Genomic DNA, 19,030 nt, shown 5'->3' with positions numbered 1-19,030 from the left:
CCGCTCAGTCTTCCTGCTCCATTTTTCTAGCGGAGACACTCGATGTCCTTCGTAACCCTGGACGGACAAGCCCTTCACTACATCGATCAAGGCACCGGCCCGGCGGTGCTGCTGGTCGGCAGCTATCTGTGGGACCAGGCCATGTGGGCGCCGCAGATTGCCGCGCTGTCGCAACAGTATCGTGTGATCGCCCTGGACCTGTGGGGGCACGGCCAATCCGGGCCGTTGCCTGTCGGTACGACATCGCTGGATGACCTGGCGCGTCAGGCATTGGCCTTGCTCGACCACCTGGACATCGAAAGGGTCACGCTGGTCGGTTTGTCGGTCGGTGGCATGTGGGGCGTGCGCCTGGCGCTGTCGGCAGCGCACCGGCTCAATGGCCTGGTGTTGATGGACACCTACGCCGGCGCCGAACCGGAACCGACTCGCCAGTATTACTTTTCACTGTTGAAGCAGATCGAAGAGGCGGGTGTCATCACGCCAGCGCTGCTGGATGTCGTGGTGCCGATTTTCTTCCGGCCGGGCATTGATCCGCAGTCGGCGCTCTACCGGGATTTTCGCGCTTCTCTGGAGGCTCTACCCGCGGATCGCCTGCGTGAGAGCATCGTGCCGATGGGGCGGATTACGTTTGGGCGGGATGATCTGTTGCCACGACTGGGCGAACTGGACGCAGCGACCACACTGGTGATGTGCGGCGATCAGGACAAACCTCGACCACCGGGTGAAGCCCGTGAAATGGCTGAGCTGATTGGCTGCCCCTGGGTACTGGTGCCGCAGGCGGGGCATATTTCCAATCTGGAGAATCCTGGGTTTGTGACTGAAACCTTGCTGGCGTTTTTGACGGAGCAAAACTCGCGAAACGCTTGAATGCAAAATCATCAACAGCCTCGCTTTTACACTGATTCTGCGGTTTGCAGGGTTGTTGTAAAAGCGGGCCGATTTGGGCTGATATACCTGATACTCAAGATCTCGCTGTCCAACACCATTGGGTGTCACTCACGTCGATACCCAATGCGCTTAACTTTTCTGCTACGTATCTCAGGCAAGATCCTCCATCAGGCTTATAGTGGCCGGACGCATCATTGATGTGAACGATCACATTTTTAATGGGGGTGGAATTTGTCTTCGACTCAACTTTGAATTCGCCCGCGCAAATCACGGGGCGACCGCTGCCAAGTTGACTGTGTCGTATGTAATCCTGAGTGTCTGCGTGTTTCCAGCGCCGATAAATTATTGATCCTTCCGGTGTATACACCCAAGTATAACTATCATTGTCTGCATTGGGGTGCAGGATCTCGGTTTCTCGTGTTTTCAAAAGCTCGCCAACCAGTTTCCCGTCTATCATTCCGATTAGTTGGCCCACACCTTCAATTTTCGACGGATCGTAAGTGCGCCAGGATTTCAGATCGGCGATGTAGGGCAGCCATCTGACCGGATAGGTCTGGGCATTCAGATCGATAGGACGTTTATCAGTGTTTGACCATGCAGACCATTCGATCTGTCCGGCCCAGACCTGATGCAGGTGTGTTGAGTGATTCCCGAGCCATTGGTGGATTTTTCTGAAGGATGAATTACTGAAAATGCCATTTGCGGTCAGCGTCACGCTTCCTAGTTCCCAATCATCATTGTCCAGCGGATGATCTGTCGGAATTTGATAAATTCCCACATGGTTTATTTCGCTGATGTGTATGCTTGGTTTTCCAAATAATCTCAAAATATCAACTTCGATGGTGGTGTTGGATCCGGCTCTCGGGGCCTGTTTCAGCAGTTGCATGTTGGTTGTGTGGCCCATGCTTATATAAATGCTGTCGTCGGTGCCGGCCCAGTAATCGTTGTCGATGGCTATCGATACGGTGAGTTCGGTAACCATCGCGCTTGGTTCAAAGTTTCTGGTGAATTCGCTGACCATTTTATTCGTCCTTGAGTTATGTCGAAGGTCTATCCATTGCCAAGATAAGACTATCTGATAGCTCTAATGGTTGGCCAAGTGTTTTAAGTGTTGTTGTATTGCCTTTTGTTGGTCCGGGGTGGATGTCGGATTATTATTCAGGCCCGAGAATCTTCGCCAACTTGTCCGGCGACGGCGCGCCTTGCTGCTGTTGCAGATTACCCTTGTCGTCCATGTAGAAAATCGCCGGGGTCGCCTGCAGTTCCAGCTCTTCCATCAATTGCATGTTGGCTGCGAATTTTGCCTGAATCACCGGCGGCACTTCCTTCAAGGCCTTGAGCGCGCTGTCCTTGCCAGCCGCTTCGTGATCCTGCAGGGCTTTTTCCGGGTCTTTGGCGGCGAGCAGTGCGGCGGATTTCCCGGGGCTGTCCTCGCGGATGATGCCCACCATGATGTGGCGCAACTGCACCTTGCCGGCCTTGACCCACGGCCGGGCCTGCTCCCAGAACATGTTGCAGTACGGGCAGTTCGGGTCACTGAACAGGTACACCACGCGCGGCGCATCCTTCTTGCCGTCGCCGATCCAGTTGCTGGTTTCGAACTTGGCCCAGACTTCCTTGGCCATCGGGGCATACACCAGTTTCTGCAATGGCGCGCTGCTCAGGTCATTGCCCTGGGCGTCATACAGGTTGCCCAGCAACACGTGTTTGCCATCCGGGGTCAGGTACAGCGCCATGCCGCGGTTCTGGTATTGCGCGGCATAACCGCGCAAACCGTCGGGGGCGTCGAACTGACCGACGATTTTCGCGCCCTTGGCCTCGATTTTCTTGATCGCATCGGGCAACTCTTCGGCCTGCACCAATGGCAGGTGCAACAGGGCGGCACCGAGGCTCAGGGTCAGCAGGTGGCGGAGGCGGGACATGGCAATTTCCTTGAAGAGGTGGCGGGTACGGTGTCGAAGTTTTCCAGCGCGCGGGCCAGGCTGGCTTCCGACAACTCGCCCAGATGGCTGCCCAGCAGGCGACCCTCGGGGTTGTAGAACAGCGTAGTCGGTAACGCCATGGAACCGACGGCCTGACTCAGACGCCCGCTGCCGTCGAACAGCACGTTGGACAGGCTCAGGCCTTGGGTTTCCAGAAAGGTCGCGACGCTTTGCATGCTTTCCGCCTGATTGACGAACAGGAACGTCAGGTCCGGACGCTGTTGCTGGGCGTTTTCCAGCACCGGCATTTCCCGGCGGCACGGCGGGCACCAGGTAGCCCAGAGATTGATCACCAAGGGGCCGCCCTTGTAGTCGGCCAGTTGCACGGTTTCGCCGGCGGCGTTACGCAGGGTGATTTCCGGCAGGCGTGTGCCTTGTTCATAAATCGACAGGGAGAACGTCGCCAGCAGCCAGAACGCCAGGCCACTGGCCACGCCATAGCCCAATGGGCGACGCAGCCCCGGGCGACGCCAGCCGCGATACAGCGTGGCGAGCAAAACCACAATCACCCCCGGCCAGGCGAGAAAACCGCCATCGCGCAGGTCGATGACCTGCCACGGATCGTTGCGATAGTGCACCCAATAGGCCACCACGAAACTGATTCGGGCCGCCAGCATGCCCAGCAGGAACAGACTGAACAGTACCGATTCGGGGTTTTCACCACCACGCTTGGCGACCCGCCAGCCGACAAAGGTGGCCAGCGCCAGCGCACTGATCAGCAGCAGGTGATTAAGCGCGATGGCAAAGGTGCCGAGGGTGAAGGTCAGCATTAACGAGCGTCTCGGGTGGCGGTCCAGCGTTGCAGGAAAGTATCGGCATCGACCTCGCCGGTGATGCGCTGGCTGCGCCGCTCTTCACCGTCAACGCCAATCCACAGCAGGCTCGGTGGCCCTGGCACTTTGTAACGGCCAAGCAGTTCGCGGCTGGCGGCATTGTCGGCGGTGACGTCCAGTCGGAGCAAGCGCACATCACTCAAGGCTTCGAGGACACGGGTTTTGCCGAAGACCTGTTTTTCCATGACCTTGCACGACACGCACCAGTCGGCGTAGTAGTCCAATAGCACCCACTGGCCCTGAGCCTGGGCGGTGTCGAGTTCCCGTTGCAGTGCCTGCGGGTCCTTGAGAGTGGTGAAGGCATCGTGGCCAACCGGCACGGCGGTCACCGCCTGGTCCGAGGCGCGGAAGACCTGCAATGGATTGAACGGATCATCACTGCCGCCGGCCGCCCCGATCACCAGCAGGCCACCCCACAAACCGAGCAACAATGAACTGGCGCCAAACAGGTGTGCGATACGGCCAAAACCTTCCGACTGTTTCCAGGCGCTGTAGGCCGCGATCAACAGCAGCGCACCGCACAAGCCGACCCACAGGGACTCGTCGAGCACCGGGCGTAGCATCAACAATGCGGTGGCGAGGAACAGGAAGCCGAAAATGCCTTTGACCAGGTTCATCCAGGCACCGGGTTTGGGCATGAAGCGATTGCCGACGGTCACCAGCAGCAACAGTGGCACACCGATGCCGATGCCCATGGCGAACAGGATCAGCCCGCCATGCAACGCGTTACCGCTTTGCGCGATGTAGAGCAGGGCGCCGGCCAGCGGTGCGGTCATGCATGGGCCGACCAGCAGACCAGACAGCGCCCCCAGCACCCCGGCGCCGATCAGGTTGCCGCCACGTTGATTGCGTGAGACGTTTTCCAGGCGATCACGCACGGCCACTGGCAGCTGCAGTTCGAAGTAGCCGAACATCGGCAGCGCCAGCAGCACGAAAATCGCCGCGAAACTCCCCAGCAGCCAGGGGTTCTGCAACCAGGCTTGCAGGTTGGCCCCGAGGGAGGCGGCCAGGACACCCATCGCCGCATACACCAGCGCCATGCTGACCACGTAACTGCTGGCCAGGGCCAATCCACGTCTGGGCGTGGCGCCGCTGCCGACGATCAACCCGGCCAGGATCGGCAGCATCGGCAATGAACAAGGCGTGAAGGCCAGCAACAGGCCCAGGCCGAAGAACAGCAAAAGGCTCCAGCCCAACGCCCGTTGCTGCAGGCTACTGGCCAGTGCCTGATCCGGTGCTTCATTGGCCGCACTCTGCGTATTGGCGTTACCCAGGTCCACGACCCGGGTTTGCGGCGGATAACACAAGCCGGCATCGGCGCAGCCCTGGTAACTGACCTTGACCTGGCCGCTGGCCCCCGCCGGAATCTTCAATTCCAGGCCCTGACGGTAGACTTGCTGCTCGCCGAAAAACTCGTCGCTGTGGGTTTCACCTTCCGGCAACGCGGGATGCTGCGCGACGGGCAGTCCGTCGAACTTCAAGCGTTTCTGGTACAGGTAATAGCCGTCGGTGATCTGCCAATAGAGCTGGGTTTCACCGGAATCCAGACGTTCAGAGGTAAACGTGAAGGCTTTATCAACCGGGAGAAATTCAGGTTTGGTGTCGAACGGATTGGTTCCCGCCTGGGCCAGGCCCGCGATCATTAGGGTAAAAAGTAAAAACAGACGACGCATGGATAAGCCTTTGCCCTGTGCTGATGAGGTGCACGGTGGCGGGTGGCGATTAACCGATGATTAACCCCATCCGTTGTGGGATTAAAAATGCGTCGTTTGATTCCGGCTTTTCAGACAGTTGATCGATGACGGGTACCCGAATCATGTGGGCGTGGATGCCTATTTTACAATTAATCCTGGCCACGACTCTTCATCGATCGCGATCGGATCCGATATGCTCCGTTTATTTACGTCAAATCTCAGATATTCATTATTGGTCAGGAAGATATAAAAGAATGTGTCAAGTAGTGGGTGGTCGTTAAGTACTGTCGTTATCATGCGATCTTTATATTGCTCAAGCTTGCTCCACATCGAGCCTTTGAGCGGGTTTAATTTCGATGCTTTTTTTAACCACGGATTGTAGATGAAGTAGTTTCCGTCATTCAGCAGTATGTGGAAAGTGTGCTTGATTTCCGCCTTTTCATCCCACATGACACCAATAATTTTGTCGAAGTAAGGTAGTAGTGGCGACCAGTCAGTTTCTGAAATGTTTTTTTTGAACTTTACTTTGTCGTTGTGTTGATCGTACTTGCATACCATCGGTGTATTGCCATCGTAATAGAAAAACCAAGTCATATCACTTTCGAATTCGAGATTCCAGTTACGGCCCGAAGTGTTAAACCCGAAGCACAGGTCTTTCACATGTTGGTCGAAGTCGTCCCAGTGCGAGACTACAGAGGCGGGGTGATTGTCCGCGACCTTGTTGTCCCCCAAGTTGAAGCGAGAGTAGGTGTTCGTGTCCTTGAAGAAAAAGTAAATGCGATCGGGTCCGCTGCGGTGGTCGGTAGCTACAAAATTTTTAAGTTCTGGCATGATCTGATTCCTTTCAGAATGTTTAAGTGGTGAAGTACTTCGAGATGTGCTGTTTTCAGTCTTCGAAGTTGGGACGAGATTATCGTTTTTGCTAGAGTAAGTTGAAGGTGTTTTTATCGGCTTTATATTTCCATGCTAGTTGAGGTCACCAAACTTGCGTGTTCCTGTAAACACGCGTGTCGGGCGCGACGGATGGGCTGGAGCTTTTTCGTGCTGTTCGTCAGTCGGTCCCCTTGTCATAATTGCGCCTTAATCCACAGGTGTTTGACTCTGGTTTTTACTTTTGGAGCGCCCATGCACGTACTGGTTTGCGAAGACGATGAACTGATCGCCAGCGGTATCGTCGCCGGCCTGACTGCCCAGGGCCTGACCGTGGAACATGTGGCCACGGCGTCAGCAGCCCGGGCGATGCTCAAGGTGGCGGAGTTCGACGTCATGGTGCTCGATCTTGGCTTGCCCGACGAAGATGGCCTCAAGTTGTTGCAGCAGTTGCGCCATAACGGTCTGGAACTGCCGGTGCTGATCCTCACGGCCCGTGACTCGGTCACCGATCGCGTCGATGGCCTGCAGGCCGGCGCCGACGACTATCTGCTCAAGCCGTTCGATCTGCGCGAACTCGCTGCACGCTTGCACACGCTGTTGCGGCGGGTGGCGGGGCGCAGCGTCAACCTGATCGAACACGGCGCCCTGACCTACGACCCGAGCAGCCGCGAAACCACGCTCGCGGGGTTGCCGGTGGACTTGTCGCGCCGCGAACAGGCGCTGCTGCAAGCCTTGTTACACAACCGTGGGCGGGTGTTGTCCACCGAGCAGCTCAAGGACAGCGTCTATGGCTTCAACGACGAGTTGGAGAGTAATGCCCTCAACGTCCATATCCATCACCTGCGGCGTAAACTTGGCAATGGTATTGTCGAGACGGTGCGCGGCCTGGGCTATCGCCTGGGGCCGGCTGATGGCGGAGAAGAATCGAAGTGATGAGTCTGCGTTTGCGCCTGAGCCTGACGCTCGGCGCCGCATTTGCCTTGATCTGGGCCCTGGCCGCGGCCTGGATGCTCAGCGATTTGCGCAATCAAATGATGTTTTCCCTCGACCAGCGCCTGGTGGCATCGGCACGCATGGTTGCCGGCCTGATGGAGCAACTGCCGCCCGTGCCGAGCAAGGGCGAGGGCACTCATTTCAGCGCCGAACAACTGAACATTCCGGGCGGCATGGCCTGTCAGGTCAGCTCGTTGCGCGGTGAAATCCTCGCTCGCAGTCACACCGAGCCGCAGCAGACTCTGGAGGCCGAGAAACTCGGTTTTCACGATCAGATGATCGACGGCGCGCCGTGGCGCAGTTTCACACTGGCCCGGGGTGATTTGCGCATCACCACCGCCGACCGGCAGATCGAGCGCGAGGCGTTGAACATGTCGATCCTGCTGGCCGCTTCAGTGCCGGTGGGTGTGGCGCTGCTCGGTTGCCTGTGTTTGCTCTGGCTGGGTATCGGTCAGGGGCTGGCGCCGCTCAACCGCATGCGCGACGCCTTGATGCGCCGCAGCGCCGACTCCCTCGAACCCTTGCAGGTCCAGCCGCTGCCCAGCGAGCTGCAACCCTTGCTGGAAACCCAGAACCAGTTGCTCCAGCGCATCGGCAAGACCATCGAGCGCGAACGTCGCCTGACCGGAGACGCGGCCCACGAACTGCGCAGCCCGCTGACCGCGATCAAGACCCACCTGCAAGTGGCGCGGATGACTGACGGCAGCGCCCGGGATCAGTCCCTGGCCCGGGCCGAAGAGGGGGCGGACCGCATGCACCGGACCCTCGAACAATTGCTGTTGCTGGCGCGGGTCGAGGGCAGTCTGTCGTTTGACGACGGTGTGCAATGCAACGCCGAGCAAGTGGCGAAACTGGCGATCCAGGACGCGGCGAGCGGCGATCGCCAGCGCATCAGGTTTCAGGCGCCGGGCAAGGTTTCCGCCGCGCCGGTACAAATGCCCGCTGTGCTGTCGATTGCCGCGCTGCGCAACTTGCTCGACAACGCACTGCGCCATACCCCTGCCGACAAAACGGTGGAGTTGAGCCTGGAAACCACCGGCGATCGTGTGCAGTTCGTGGTGCGCGACCATGGGCCGGGGATCGCCGAAGAAGACCTGCAACACCTGACCCAGCGTTTCTGGCGCAACGGCCAGAGCACCGGTTGTGGTCTGGGGCTGGCGATTGTCCAGGCCATCGTTCAGCGTTGCGGTTGCACCCTGCATTTCGATAGCCGGCCGGACGGCTTGCGGGTTGAGCTGACGATGCCGCTGCAACCGGTCTGAAAATCACCACATACCACTGTAGGAGCGAGCTCTGCTCGCGATGGTCGATAACGATAACGCGTGCTTTCTGAATGCACGCGGTGTTCTTGAGTCCATCGCGAGCAGAGCTCGCTCCTACCGAGGTTTGCGTGTTACCGCCTAAATCCTTCCAGCGCTGATGCGTTTCCAGAACAGGAAAACCTGACAAGTGCGCCCCGTGACCGGAACGCGCACCTGCCCGGTGTGCAGTTTTGGTCACTATTCACAGCGTATTGAGGGGTCGAGAGATGTCAGTCGCTACCAGCCTTATCGAAGAGCAGCCGGCGACGTCCGCCGAGACGCTTTATCAATTCAACGAATCGCCGCTGCTCGCCCGTCAGAGCCGGCAGGAATCCAACGCCCGCAGCTATCCACGGCGCATTCCCCTGGCACTCAAGCGCGCCAAGGGCCTGTATGTCGAAGACGTCGAAGGCCGCACCTTCATCGATTGCCTGGCCGGCGCCGGAACCCTGGCCCTGGGGCACAACCACCCGGTGGTGATCGAAGCCATTCAGCAAGTGCTGGCCGATGAACTGCCGCTGCATACCCTGGACCTGACCACCCCGGTCAAGGACCGGTTCGTCCAGGATCTGTTCGGTCTGCTGCCACCAGCCCTCGCCGCTGAAGCGAAGATCCAGTTCTGCGGCCCGACCGGCACCGACGCGGTGGAAGCGGCACTGAAGCTGGTGCGCACCGCCACTGGTCGCAGCACCGTGCTGTCGTTCCAGGGGGGCTACCACGGCATGAGTCAGGGCGCGTTGAGCCTGATGGGCAGCCTGGGGCCGAAAAAGCCCCTGGGCGCCTTGCTCGGCAGTGGCGTGCAGTTCATGCCGTACCCTTACGATTACCGCTGCCCGTTCGGGCTTGGCGGCGCGCAAGGGGTCAAGGCCAACCTGAGTTATCTGGAAAACCTGCTCAACGATCCCGAGGCCGGCGTGCAATTGCCGGCGGCAGTGATTGTGGAAGTGGTGCAAGGCGAGGGCGGGGTGATCCCGGCGGATCTGGACTGGTTGCGCGGTGTGCGGCGGATCACCGAAGCGGCGGGTGTCGCGCTGATCGTCGATGAAATCCAGAGTGGCTTCGCCCGCACCGGCAAAATGTTCGCCTTCGAGCACGCCGGGATCATTCCCGATGTCGTGGTGATGTCCAAGGCCATCGGTGGCAGCCTGCCGCTGGCGGTGGTGGTCTATCGCGACTGGCTCGACACCTGGCTGCCGGGTGCTCATGCGGGGACGTTCCGTGGCAACCAGATGGCGATGGCCGCCGGTTCCGCAGTGATGCGTTATCTGGTGGAACACAAGGTCTGCGAGCATGCCGCCGCGATGGGCGAGCACCTGGCCGAGCACCTGCGCATCCTGCAGCGGGACTTCCCGCAACTGGGTGACATTCGCGGACGTGGCTTGATGCTTGGCGTCGAACTGGTCGACCCGACAGGCGCACTGGATGCTCAAGGTCACCCGCCGGCCTTCGCCCGCCTGGCACCCCTGGTGCAGCGCGAATGCCTCAAGCGTGGCTTGATTCTGGAACTCGGTGGCCGCCATGGCGCGGTGGTGCGTTTCCTGCCGCCGCTGGTGATTACTGCCGTGCAGATCGATCGCGTGGCCGAAATCTTCGGCCAGGCCCTGACCGCCGCCACCACCAGTCTTTAAATTTTCCGCCCTGCGGACCGTTCCTTCTACATAACGGCTGTGCACACAGCGCAGCCCACCCGATAACGATGGAGAGACACCATGACGTCAGTATTCGACCGCGAGGACATCCTCTTTCAGGTCGTGGTCAACCACGAAGAACAGTACTCGATCTGGCCCGACTACAAAGCCGTGCCACAAGGCTGGCGCACCGTGGGCAAAAGCGGGCTGAAAAAGGAATGCCTGGCTTATATTGAAGAGACCTGGACCGACATGCGCCCGTTGAGCCTGCGGCAGAAAATGGACGAGCAGGCGGCTGTGGCGCACTGATTGGTCATGCAAAAAGAAGCCCGCTGGACTGGTGACGGTCAGCGGGCTTTTTCAGGTCTTGTGTCGCCTATCAGGCCGCTATCGCGAGCAGGCTCGCTCCTACATTGGATCTCGGATTTGCACAAGTTCGGTGTCCACTGAAAATCCCCTGTAGGAGCGAGCCTGCTCGCGATAACTCAGCTACACACCACTCAGTCCCTTGATCAGCAAATCCACATTCCCCTCCAGTTCCGCCACCGGATCCTCGGCATCGGTACTCAACACCACCAACCGGCTACCCGACCCGGTAATCACCGCTTTCAGCGCATCCGACGGCTGCCGGTGATGCAGCACCACCGCCACGTCATTGTCCTTGAGCTGTACGCCCAACTCCTTGAGTGCCTCCGGTGTCCACTCGGCCTCTGGCCTGGCGTCGAGCCCGACCAGTTGCAGATTCAGTCCGCCAATCAGGTAGCCGAAGTGCTCGCTCAAACTCATGACGCTGAGGTTGTCCGCATTGGCCAACCGTGCTTCGCTGGTGGCACTGAGTTTGAGCAAGCGCTGCTTGAACGTTGCCAGGTTGGCTTCGATTTTCGGCTTGGCCTCGGGGGCCAGGCGTACCAGGTCCGCCGCCATCACATCGGCCATGCGCCCCATGTTATTGCTGGAGAACCACGGCTGACTGTTCAACCCGTCGATCTTGTTACCGGGTTGCACGGCAATACCGGGCAGGGCGCCGTCCACCGGGCGGGCAGCGTCGACTTCGACGATGCGGATATTGCTGCGCCGGGAGATCGGGTACAGCGGGTCATCCGGCCACAGTGAGCGCAGGCCGATCACCGCATCGGCACTGTCCGCCAGCTTGGCCAACGCCGGGGCGCCACGGCCGGTGAAGTAGGCGGTCTGGCGGCTGCCGGGCAGGTTGGCCGGGGCTGCGCGTTCGAGGCTGACATCGGTGCCCTTGAGCAACACTTCACCCAGCCCATAAGTAATCGGCAAAGAGGCCAGCACCCGCAGCGGTTTGCCGTTGTCGGCGGCCATGGTCGTTGTCACCAGCCCGCACAGGGCGACGGCGAGGGTCAGTTGACGCAGTGAAAAAGTCATTTATCCAAGGTTCCCTTTAAGGCTGGGGACGACGCCGCGCGCGAGGGCGGCCAGGGCGAAGGCGATACCGGCCACGAGGATGATCGCGGCACCGGACGGGATCGGCAGGTCAAAGACGATCGGCGCGAGAATCCCGCACAGGGTGCTGACGGTGGCGATCAGTACCGAACACCAAAAAAAGCCCTTCAGCGATTGGCTGAGCAGGCGTGCCGCGGCGGCCGGAATCACCAGCAGGGCGCCGACCAGAATCGCGCCGATGACCTTGACGGCGGCGACGGTGATCAGCGTCACCAGAATCACGAACAGGTAATCCAGGGTTTTCACCGCCACCCCGCGTACCGCCGCCAGTTGCGGATTGAAACTGGCGAGCATGATGCGGTTGTACAAAGGCAAGGCCAGGGCCATGACCAGTGAACCGACGATGGCCAGCACCAACAGGTCATTGCCGTTGACCGTCAGCACCGAGCCGAACAGCACGTTTTCCAGGATGTGCACGTTGATCTTGCCCGCCAGAATCAGCAGCAGGCTCGCGCCCAGGGCGAGCGACACCGAGAGAAACACACCGATCAAGGTGTCCGGCGCCAGGCCGGTGCGGTTGCGCAGGTAATTGAGCAGGATGCCGAACAGCAGGCAGTAGCCGAACAGGCTGCCGTAAGGTCCGGTGTAGGGTTCGCCGAGCAGGATGCCGATGGCCACGCCGGTCAACGCGGCATGACCGACCGCCTCGGAGAAAAACGCGAAGCGCTTGACCACCACCAGCGTGCCCAGGCCTCCCAGCACCGGGCCGATCAGCAGCCCGGCGATCAAGGCGTTGACCACGAATCCATAGGCCAGCGCCTCGGGCAGATAACCCGACGACGCCCAGCCCTGGACCATCAGGCGAAAAGCTTCGTAACTCATTAGGCAAGGCTCCGTGGGTGCGTCGAGAACAGCGTCAACAGGCGCTCCGGTGTCAGCGCCTGTTGCGGCGTGGTGTCGAACAACACCCGGCGATTGAGCCCGGTGACGTGATCGGCCAGGCGCCCGACCGCTTCCAGATCGTGCTCGATCCACAGCACGGTGATGCCCGCCGCTCGCCAGTCGCCGAGCAAGCGTTCGAATACCCGGATGCCGGCTTCATCGAGGGCCGACATCGGCTCATCGAGCACCAGCAATTGCGGAGACGGAATCAGTCCCTGGGCCAGCAACACCCGTTGCCGTTCGCCGCCGGACAGCGCGCCCATGCGGCGTTTGCGCTTGTCCTGCATGCCGACCCGCTCCAGCGCCTCGCCAATCGCCGCCGCGTAGTGTTTGCTCAAACCGAGAAAGGCCGGGCGACGCTGGCACATGGCAGCCATGAAATCGTCGACGGTCATCGGCAAGCCCCGGTCGAACTCCAGCGCCTGTGGCACATAACCGATGGTCCCAGGCACCGCAGGCCATTGCAGGCTCAAGCGGCCCTGATGCGGCATCTGCCCGAGCAGGGTCTTGATCAGCGAACTCTTGCCACCGCCGTTGGGGCCGACCAGTGCGTGCACGGCGCCGGGGCGGACCTGGAAGGTCACCTTGTCGAGGATCGTCGTGCGCCCGAGGGTCAGGCTGACGTTAGCAAAATCCAGCGTCGGCCCCGCCCCCTGTAGGAGCGAGCCTGCTCGCGATTGCGCTGTGTCATTCAAGGAAGATGTTGGCTGGCCGGACGCCTTCGCCAGCAGGCTGGCTCCCACAGGATTTTCGGCGTCTCGGGCGATTAGTGTTTCTTTTGAAGTCATGCGCCGGACTCCTGAATCGCCCGCACCACGGTGTCGAGGTTGCCGGTCATTTCCTTTTCGTACTTGTCGGCGGTGTATTCGCCGTAGGAAATGTGCGACAGCGGATACAGCTTCACCCCGGATTCGCGTTGGATGGTGTCGACGTAAGTGGAAGGAAAGTCCATCTCCGAGAAGATCACCTTCACGTCCAGCTCACGCAGTTGATCGATGGTTTTTTTCAGCTGGCTCGGGCTCGGCTCGATACCGTGGGCCGGTTCGACCACGGCCGTCACTTCCAGGCCGAATTCGCGCAGCAGGTAGTCGTAGGCGGCATGCACCGTGGCCACCCGCAGTTCGGCGTTCGGTGCCTGGGTCAGTTTGGCCAGGGCGTCGGCGCGCATCTTGCGCAGGCGCTTGCCGTAGGCGCGGGCGTTCTCGGTATAGGTCTTGGCATTGGCCGGGTCGAGCTTGCCCAGCTCCCGGGCGATGTTGTTGACCTGGGCGATGGAGGCGCTGATCGACAGGAACGTGTGGGGGTTCACCACTTTACCGGCGCCGCGTGCGGCCACGCCGGTGGCGGCCAGCAGCGGTACGTTTTCGTTGGCTTCGATCACCGGGACCTTTGGGGTTTCGCTGGCGGCGATCATGCGATCGGCGAAATCATCATGACCGACGCCATTGAGCACGATCACGTCCAGCCCGCTGATGCGCTTGATGTCTTCGGCGCGGGGCTCGTAGGCATGCGGGTTGAAACCGGCCGGAATCAGCGGCACCACCTCAGCCTTGTCGCCGACGATGTTCGCCACGTAGCTGTAGTAAGGGTGCAGGGTGATGCCGATGCGCAGACGCTTGACTTCATCAGCGCTGGCCAGTGAGGGCAGCAGGCAGGCGAGCAAGCCGACCAGCAGCAGGCGTAAAAAACAACGGTGAGATGAATTGGGCATGGGAAAGCGGTCTTCTCTCGGAAAAAGGCGAGGGTTCAGTGCCGGTGCTGGCGGGTCACGCCGGCATCGAATTGCGCGATGACCTGCTGCCAGCCGGCGCTTTCGAGCGCGGCGTCGCTGAGGTCGGCCGGTGCCGTGAGCGTGCTGGCGCGGTTGAGCCAGATGTCCGGTGCATCATTGGCTGCGGCCAGGCGCATCAGGAAAGAACCGGCGACCGTCGGTGTCTGGCTCTGGCCGAAATAGGCCTTGGCGTCGAGCAATTGCCAGGCATGGCCGCCCCGGCTGACGGAGCTGGCGTCCCGGGCAAACGGCGCAAACCCTTCCTCGGCCAGCGCCTCGGGTGTCGGCAGCGCTTGCTGTTCCTGGAGCAGCAAATGGATCTCGTCCAGCGTCACCCGCAGATCGGCGTAGATACCTTGCTCGGATGCACTGAGGTCACGGCGCGCATCCAGTTGATGGCTGCTGACGCTGCTCACCTCATGGGATTCACCGCGCCAGAGCACCACGGTACCTGCGACCGCCAGGATCATCAGGCACAGCAGCAGAACGTAGAGGGTTTCGTGACCGGCACCGGCCGGGCGCACGACTTGGGTCGTTGGAGTGCTCATGGCGCCTCGATGTCCGCTTGGTCGATTTCCACGACGTGACCGGGGCCGGCATCGAACAGCACATAGAACTCGGCGCCGGGCTTCTTGAAGGTCAGGGACGAATCAGGCCCGAGCTTGCCCGGCACCAGAATGGTTTCGTCGTAGCCGATCACATCGAGGGTCACGCCCGGAGCGCCGCTGCCGTCGGAAAAACCGCCGGTGCACTTGATCTGCTCCGCGTCGATGGCCTTGCATTCGCACATCGGGTTGTGGGCCAGGGTGCTGGCGCTGAAGCCGGCGCAAAGCACCAGCAACACGACGTTGAGCGGGCGAAGAGGGTTGATCATGGTGTGCCTCCTTGTTTGTTCAACCAGGCGATGGTGGCGGGGGAGGCCTGGCTCAAAGGAATGGATGCCTGATGCATGGCGCCGTCCCAGCCTTCCATGGTGATCCACAGTTCGGCATCGGCCGTGGTCTTTTCCGGGACGGGCAGCGAAGCGCCCATGCGGTACGGGGCGCCGAAGAAAATCACCCCGGCGGCGCGCAGGCTGCGGGGCTTGCCGATGCGCAGGTAAGTGGCCTTGACCTGGTCGATACAGGCCTCGCACAGCGCGGCGTTGAAACCCTTCATGAAGCCGGCGGGGCCTTCGAGCATCGGGGCTGAGTTGCGCAATTCCGCCAGGCGCAGGCTCCAGGGGCCGACCCGGACTTCGCCGACTTCCCGTTCGCCAAGGCCACTGTCGCCGCGCATCAATGCCTCGTCGGCGAAGTACTTGGGCATGAAACCGAGTGGGATCAGCAGCAACAGGACGTTCAGGTGAAAGCGCCATCTGTGCCAGAACACACTCAGGCGCGAGGGTTGCGGGGCTGCAATGTCTTGGCTCACAGGTCGACCTCTGACACTTCGTGGTTCGTGGCCGCTTGCGCCGCGGTGTCGCGCTGTTTCTTGTTACTGCGTTTGAAGGCATTGGCGGTGGCCAGCGCCGTGCGCTTGGTCCAGATCAGCAGACCGCTGAGCACCATCATGCTCAGCAGCAGGCCGAAGAACGCCCAGATCAGCTTGATCCACAGTCCGCCGAAATCGCCGGTGTGCAGCGGGCGCATGGATTCGGTGACGAACTCCAGGGGCGAACGGTCCGAAATCAGGCGCGAGGCGGCGATTTCGCCGTTGTACGGGTTGATCGTGGCGGTCTGGAACATCAATGGATACCAACCGCGTCCGCCGACATCCAAGTGGCTGTAGGCATTGCCCGGCAGGCTGACGAAACTGGCTTCCAGCCCGGAAATTTTCTGTGTGGCGATTTCAACCGCGCGGTCGAGGTCGATACGCGGCGGGGGCGAGCCATTGGGCGACAGCGGCACCGCTTCGCGGGACATCGCCGGGATGATCTTTTCCGTGGAAATGGAAATCTGGTTGTCGGACAGCACTGCCTGGATCAGGAACCAGGTGCCGGTGACGGAAATCACCGCGATGAACCAGATCGACCAGATGCCGCTCAAGCGATGAAAGTCGCCCCAGAAAATCCGCGCGCCGTGGCGAAGGCGCAGGGTCGGACGGAAGAAGCCTTTCCAGAAGCGTTTGTAGACCACCAGCCCGGTGATCAGCGAAGCCAGCAAGGGCAAACCGAGAAACGACACCAGGTACCAGCCCCAACTGTAACCATTGGTGAACGGCACCAGCCACCAAGCGTGCAGCGCGCGGGTGAAGGCGCGGAAGTTGAACTCCGGTGCGACACCCTGGATCACGCCGCTGTACGGATTGACATAAATCACCACCGAGCGCCCGTCGGGGTAGCTGACTTCGACATCCAGGGCGAAGTGCGATTCGTCGGGGCGACTGATGCTCTGCACCACGGTCTGCGGCTCGGCCCTGTTGATGGCCTCGATGACCTGCTGGTAGCTGAGCAGCGGAGCATCGTCCGAGGGTTGGCTGGCGCGCATTGGCGGGTTGGCCAGCCAGACGATCTCCTGGCTGATGACGGCCAGGGTTCCGGTCACACAGACGATCAGCACGAAAAACCAGATCGGCAATGCCAGCCAGCTATGGACCAGAAACCAGATTTTTGAACGGGACTTCTTTGACATATTGGAGGTCTTGGCTCGATGAGAGGCAACTCGGCTGCGGGCTTCGCAGGGATGAGCGCCCTGAAGGTCCAGTCGTGGCTTTTGCCTACGCGAAAGGACTGCATCTATGTAGGACGGATGAGCAGGGGAAATCCCGAAAGGGGAAATGAAAGAAAATGTTTCTCATTGCCGACAGGTCAGGGGCGGGCATGCTTGCGCAAGTGATTGGCAAGTCGGCGGTGCTGTAGAAGGCGGGGCCTCTGTGGGAGCGAGCCTGCTCGCGAAGAGGCCCGCTCCAGTACCAAGGATTTCAACCCTGGGCAAACATCTCCTTCGCCCGTTGCTCGATCTGTTCCTGAGTCAGGTCTTCCTTGTGCGTGGCCAGGAACCACAGGTGCCCGTAGGGATCCTTCAAGGTCCCTGAACGGTCGCCGTAAAACTGATCCTTGACCTCCGATACAACGGTTGCGCCGGCATCGATCGCCTGTTTGTAGGACTTGTCGACATCCGACACGTACAAATGCAGACCCACGGACGGTGAATTGTCCGGGTTGCTCAGCGGCCCTTGATCGCACGGTGTGCCGAGCATGATCGGGCAATCGCCGATGCGCAGTTCGGCGTGGCCGACACCGCCATCGGGCATGTCCAGACGCATGATTTCAATGGCGCCGAAGGCTTTTTTGTAGAAGGCGATGGCTTCGGCGGCTTTTTTGATGCCCAGATAGGGGGTGACGCTGTGATACCCCTCTGGAATGGGTTTGACGCTCATGATGGATCTCCCTGTTCCGGATGTGTGAATAGAAAGTACCTCTGCCGTTATACGACCGAATAAATATAGGTCAGCCTCTTTCGCTTCACCGAGTGCCCGACGAGCAGCAATGCCATTCAACTGCCATCAGCTCCAACCCGTGCGTCTCCAGCTCGCGTTCCCCGGCACATCGACAATGATCGCCATTTCTTGATAGCCACTATTGAAAGCGTTGATTTCTGCTGCCCGGGAGGCGCGGGTAGCCTGTGTCCATTGCCTCTAACCCAGTCGCCAGGACGCCAAAATGAAACCGATGATTGCTACTTTGCTGGTGCTCGCCGTCTCCGTACTCGCCGGATGTGCCAGCCATGTTTCCCCTGAACTTCGGCCTTACACGGCTGAAGAAAGCAAGGAACTGGCACTGGAAGCGCTGAACCGCCGCGGCCTGTCCTTCGACGAATACCACGCTAAAAAAGCCGAACTGCTTGGCCAGCCGCAAAAGTCGTTCAACTTCGACAACCAGGGTGAAATGAACGCTGGGCGATCTGTACAGCTGCACGGCCGTCCAAGCTGAGGCGAAACTGTACTGCTCCAAGTTTCGCGTAACTGTCCATGGGTTTCGCTCTGGGTGTGCGATAGGGTCAACACCTGACCGACCCTGACGGACTGCCACCCATGACGCTCTCTCTTGACCTGCTGCTGGGCTTCGCCCTGTTTGCTCTCGTTACTTCAATCACCCCCGGCCCGAACAACACCATGTTGCTGGCATCCGGGGTGAACTTCGGCTTCAACCGCACAATTCCGCACATGCTCGGCATCACTTGTGGCTTCTTCGTACTGGTGGTGGCGGTCGGTTTTGGCCTTGGCGCGGTGTTCCAGACTTACCCTTTGCTCTACACGGTGCTGCGTTATGTGGGGGCGGCGTATTTGCTGTACCTGGCGTGGAAAATCGCCCATTCCGGGCCCATGTCGGAGAGTCAGCAGGGCGAGGCGAAACCGATCAGCTATCTGGGCGCCGCCGCGTTCCAGTGGGTCAATCCCAAGGCCTGGATCATGGCCATTGGCGCTATCAGCACCTACACGCCGATGCAGGGTTACTTCACTAATGTGATCGTGATCGCGGCCGTCTTTGCGATCATCAACCTGCCGAGTGTCGGTGTCTGGGCCGCTTGCGGCACGCTGTTGCGCAACGTTCTGAAGGATCGCCGCTGGCTGCGTCTGTTCAATTGGGGCATGGCCGCGTTGCTCGTGGGCTCGCTGTATCCGCTGTTGCTCGAAAGCTTTAGCTGATGCATTGCTTCAGCCGGTTGCCCGATGCCTGTTAAGCTGACTTTTCAGGAGCGTTCCTACGCACTTTTAAATGAAGTAATTCTTCT

General features: G+C 60.2%; 21 protein-coding genes. 7 read left to right on the top strand and 14 right to left on the bottom strand.

The window, feature by feature from the left end; all coding sequences use genetic code 11:
- The first annotated feature begins 42 nt into the window (after positions 1-42).
- Positions 43-867 carry an alpha/beta fold hydrolase gene (locus AC3ITA_RS20210; RefSeq protein ID WP_489278299.1) on the top strand — a complete coding sequence of 275 codons (825 nt, stop codon included), beginning with the start codon at positions 43-45 and terminating at the stop codon, positions 865-867.
- A gap of 94 nt (positions 868-961) precedes the next feature.
- Here AC3ITA_RS20210 and AC3ITA_RS20205 read toward each other — a convergent pair whose 3' ends face one another.
- From AC3ITA_RS20205 to AC3ITA_RS20185, 5 genes are all read right to left on the bottom strand, one after another.
- Positions 962-1,909, bottom strand: a complete 948-nt coding sequence (locus tag AC3ITA_RS20205) for a hypothetical protein (protein ID WP_150673613.1) — start codon at positions 1,907-1,909, stop codon at positions 962-964.
- A 133-nt stretch (positions 1,910-2,042) separates the two neighbouring features.
- Positions 2,043-2,810, bottom strand: coding sequence for a thiol:disulfide interchange protein DsbG (gene dsbG, locus AC3ITA_RS20200; RefSeq protein WP_489278298.1), 768 nt, complete (start codon positions 2,808-2,810; stop codon positions 2,043-2,045).
- Positions 2,786-3,640, bottom strand: a complete 855-nt coding sequence (locus AC3ITA_RS20195) for a TlpA disulfide reductase family protein (RefSeq protein WP_095945837.1) — start codon at positions 3,638-3,640, stop codon at positions 2,786-2,788. The genes dsbG and AC3ITA_RS20195 overlap by 25 nt, the downstream gene beginning before the upstream one ends.
- Positions 3,640-5,376 (bottom strand): protein-disulfide reductase DsbD, encoded by a 1,737-nt coding sequence (dsbD, locus tag AC3ITA_RS20190; protein WP_489278297.1) that lies wholly within the window; start codon positions 5,374-5,376, stop codon positions 3,640-3,642. The genes AC3ITA_RS20195 and dsbD overlap by 1 nt, the downstream gene beginning before the upstream one ends.
- Positions 5,377-5,535: 159 nt before the next feature.
- Positions 5,536-6,228, bottom strand: a complete 693-nt coding sequence (locus tag AC3ITA_RS20185; RefSeq protein WP_489278296.1) for a hypothetical protein — start codon at positions 6,226-6,228, stop codon at positions 5,536-5,538.
- Positions 6,229-6,522: 294 nt separating this feature from the next.
- Here AC3ITA_RS20185 and AC3ITA_RS20180 point away from each other — a divergent pair, with 294 nt between their 5' ends.
- From AC3ITA_RS20180 to AC3ITA_RS20165, 4 genes are all read left to right on the top strand, one after another.
- Entirely contained in the window at positions 6,523-7,203 is a 681-nt protein-coding gene (locus AC3ITA_RS20180; RefSeq protein WP_095945834.1) for a response regulator, read from the top strand.
- The gene (locus tag AC3ITA_RS20175; RefSeq protein ID WP_489278295.1) at positions 7,200-8,525 is read left to right on the top strand and encodes an ATP-binding protein; all 1,326 of its coding nucleotides are present in this window, start codon (positions 7,200-7,202) and stop codon (positions 8,523-8,525) included. The genes AC3ITA_RS20180 and AC3ITA_RS20175 overlap by 4 nt, the downstream gene beginning before the upstream one ends.
- Before the next feature lie 266 nt (positions 8,526-8,791).
- Positions 8,792-10,192 (top strand): aspartate aminotransferase family protein, encoded by a 1,401-nt coding sequence (locus AC3ITA_RS20170; RefSeq protein ID WP_489278294.1) that lies wholly within the window; start codon positions 8,792-8,794, stop codon positions 10,190-10,192.
- An 81-nt stretch (positions 10,193-10,273) separates the two neighbouring features.
- Positions 10,274-10,501: an MbtH family protein gene (locus tag AC3ITA_RS20165; RefSeq protein WP_057713869.1), complete on the top strand. Its 228-nt coding sequence runs from the start codon at positions 10,274-10,276 to the stop codon at positions 10,499-10,501.
- Positions 10,502-10,681: 180 nt separating this feature from the next.
- Here the strand turns inward: AC3ITA_RS20165 and AC3ITA_RS20160 are convergent, their stop codons facing one another.
- The 9 genes from AC3ITA_RS20160 to AC3ITA_RS20120 all read right to left on the bottom strand — a co-directional run bounded on the left by AC3ITA_RS20160 (position 10,682) and on the right by AC3ITA_RS20120 (position 17,675).
- A complete protein-coding gene (locus AC3ITA_RS20160; protein WP_489278293.1) occupies positions 10,682-11,584 on the bottom strand; it encodes a metal ABC transporter substrate-binding protein in 903 nt (300 codons plus the stop codon).
- Entirely contained in the window at positions 11,585-12,484 is a 900-nt protein-coding gene (locus tag AC3ITA_RS20155; protein ID WP_056727050.1) for a metal ABC transporter permease, read from the bottom strand. It abuts the gene before it with no gap.
- Positions 12,484-13,332, bottom strand: a complete 849-nt coding sequence (locus tag AC3ITA_RS20150) for a metal ABC transporter ATP-binding protein (protein WP_489278292.1) — start codon at positions 13,330-13,332, stop codon at positions 12,484-12,486. The genes AC3ITA_RS20155 and AC3ITA_RS20150 overlap by 1 nt, the downstream gene beginning before the upstream one ends.
- Positions 13,329-14,255 carry a metal ABC transporter substrate-binding protein gene (locus AC3ITA_RS20145; RefSeq protein ID WP_489278291.1) on the bottom strand — a complete coding sequence of 309 codons (927 nt, stop codon included), beginning with the start codon at positions 14,253-14,255 and terminating at the stop codon, positions 13,329-13,331. Before AC3ITA_RS20145 ends, AC3ITA_RS20150 begins: the two co-directional genes overlap by 4 nt.
- Before the next feature lie 35 nt (positions 14,256-14,290).
- Positions 14,291-14,863 carry a DUF6162 family protein gene (locus AC3ITA_RS20140; RefSeq protein WP_489278290.1) on the bottom strand — a complete coding sequence of 191 codons (573 nt, stop codon included), beginning with the start codon at positions 14,861-14,863 and terminating at the stop codon, positions 14,291-14,293.
- Positions 14,860-15,189: a hypothetical protein gene (locus AC3ITA_RS20135; protein WP_489278289.1), complete on the bottom strand. Its 330-nt coding sequence runs from the start codon at positions 15,187-15,189 to the stop codon at positions 14,860-14,862. Before AC3ITA_RS20135 ends, AC3ITA_RS20140 begins: the two co-directional genes overlap by 4 nt.
- Entirely contained in the window at positions 15,186-15,728 is a 543-nt protein-coding gene (locus AC3ITA_RS20130) for a thiamine pyrophosphate-binding protein (RefSeq protein ID WP_489278288.1), read from the bottom strand. Before AC3ITA_RS20130 ends, AC3ITA_RS20135 begins: the two co-directional genes overlap by 4 nt.
- A complete protein-coding gene (locus tag AC3ITA_RS20125; RefSeq protein ID WP_489278287.1) occupies positions 15,725-16,927 on the bottom strand; it encodes a PepSY-associated TM helix domain-containing protein in 1,203 nt (400 codons plus the stop codon). The genes AC3ITA_RS20130 and AC3ITA_RS20125 overlap by 4 nt, the downstream gene beginning before the upstream one ends.
- 289 nt (positions 16,928-17,216) lie before the next feature.
- On the bottom strand, positions 17,217-17,675 hold the full coding sequence (locus tag AC3ITA_RS20120) for a VOC family protein (protein ID WP_150673625.1): 459 nt from the start codon (positions 17,673-17,675) through the stop codon (positions 17,217-17,219).
- A 283-nt stretch (positions 17,676-17,958) separates the two neighbouring features.
- Between AC3ITA_RS20120 and AC3ITA_RS20115 the strand changes: the two genes are divergently transcribed.
- Positions 17,959-18,228: a hypothetical protein gene (locus AC3ITA_RS20115; RefSeq protein ID WP_150673626.1), complete on the top strand. Its 270-nt coding sequence runs from the start codon at positions 17,959-17,961 to the stop codon at positions 18,226-18,228.
- A gap of 101 nt (positions 18,229-18,329) precedes the next feature.
- On the top strand, positions 18,330-18,944 hold the full coding sequence (locus tag AC3ITA_RS20110; RefSeq protein ID WP_007993943.1) for a LysE family translocator: 615 nt from the start codon (positions 18,330-18,332) through the stop codon (positions 18,942-18,944).
- The last annotated feature ends 86 nt before the right edge of the window (positions 18,945-19,030 follow it).

The organism is Pseudomonas sp. GL_090, from assembly GCF_057837765.1.
Note: the sequence above shows the minus strand (reverse complement) of the source record. Positions and strands in the feature narration are given on the sequence as shown.

What these genes read in the sequence shown, in the direction of transcription:
- AC3ITA_RS20165 (WP_057713869.1), top strand. Translation starts at nt 10,274, where the DNA reads ATGACGTCAGTATTCGACCGCGAGGACATCCTCTTTCAGGTCGTGGTC.
- AC3ITA_RS20135 (WP_489278289.1), bottom strand. Translation starts at nt 15,189, where the DNA reads ATGATCAACCCTCTTCGCCCGCTCAACGTCGTGTTGCTGGTGCTTTGC.
- AC3ITA_RS20125 (WP_489278287.1), bottom strand. Translation starts at nt 16,927, where the DNA reads ATGTCAAAGAAGTCCCGTTCAAAAATCTGGTTTCTGGTCCATAGCTGG.
- AC3ITA_RS20150 (WP_489278292.1), bottom strand. Translation starts at nt 13,332, where the DNA reads ATGACTTCAAAAGAAACACTAATCGCCCGAGACGCCGAAAATCCTGTG.
- AC3ITA_RS20160 (WP_489278293.1), bottom strand. Translation starts at nt 11,584, where the DNA reads ATGACTTTTTCACTGCGTCAACTGACCCTCGCCGTCGCCCTGTGCGGG.
- AC3ITA_RS20205 (WP_150673613.1), bottom strand. Translation starts at nt 1,909, where the DNA reads ATGGTCAGCGAATTCACCAGAAACTTTGAACCAAGCGCGATGGTTACC.
- dsbG (WP_489278298.1), bottom strand. Translation starts at nt 2,810, where the DNA reads ATGTCCCGCCTCCGCCACCTGCTGACCCTGAGCCTCGGTGCCGCCCTG.
- AC3ITA_RS20145 (WP_489278291.1), bottom strand. Translation starts at nt 14,255, where the DNA reads ATGCCCAATTCATCTCACCGTTGTTTTTTACGCCTGCTGCTGGTCGGC.
- AC3ITA_RS20170 (WP_489278294.1), top strand. Translation starts at nt 8,792, where the DNA reads ATGTCAGTCGCTACCAGCCTTATCGAAGAGCAGCCGGCGACGTCCGCC.
- AC3ITA_RS20185 (WP_489278296.1), bottom strand. Translation starts at nt 6,228, where the DNA reads ATGCCAGAACTTAAAAATTTTGTAGCTACCGACCACCGCAGCGGACCC.
- AC3ITA_RS20120 (WP_150673625.1), bottom strand. Translation starts at nt 17,675, where the DNA reads ATGAGCGTCAAACCCATTCCAGAGGGGTATCACAGCGTCACCCCCTAT.
- AC3ITA_RS20210 (WP_489278299.1), top strand. Translation starts at nt 43, where the DNA reads ATGTCCTTCGTAACCCTGGACGGACAAGCCCTTCACTACATCGATCAA.
- AC3ITA_RS20195 (WP_095945837.1), bottom strand. Translation starts at nt 3,640, where the DNA reads ATGCTGACCTTCACCCTCGGCACCTTTGCCATCGCGCTTAATCACCTG.
- AC3ITA_RS20115 (WP_150673626.1), top strand. Translation starts at nt 17,959, where the DNA reads ATGAAACCGATGATTGCTACTTTGCTGGTGCTCGCCGTCTCCGTACTC.
- AC3ITA_RS20155 (WP_056727050.1), bottom strand. Translation starts at nt 12,484, where the DNA reads ATGAGTTACGAAGCTTTTCGCCTGATGGTCCAGGGCTGGGCGTCGTCG.
- AC3ITA_RS20180 (WP_095945834.1), top strand. Translation starts at nt 6,523, where the DNA reads ATGCACGTACTGGTTTGCGAAGACGATGAACTGATCGCCAGCGGTATC.
- dsbD (WP_489278297.1), bottom strand. Translation starts at nt 5,376, where the DNA reads ATGCGTCGTCTGTTTTTACTTTTTACCCTAATGATCGCGGGCCTGGCC.
- AC3ITA_RS20110 (WP_007993943.1), top strand. Translation starts at nt 18,330, where the DNA reads ATGACGCTCTCTCTTGACCTGCTGCTGGGCTTCGCCCTGTTTGCTCTC.
- AC3ITA_RS20140 (WP_489278290.1), bottom strand. Translation starts at nt 14,863, where the DNA reads ATGAGCACTCCAACGACCCAAGTCGTGCGCCCGGCCGGTGCCGGTCAC.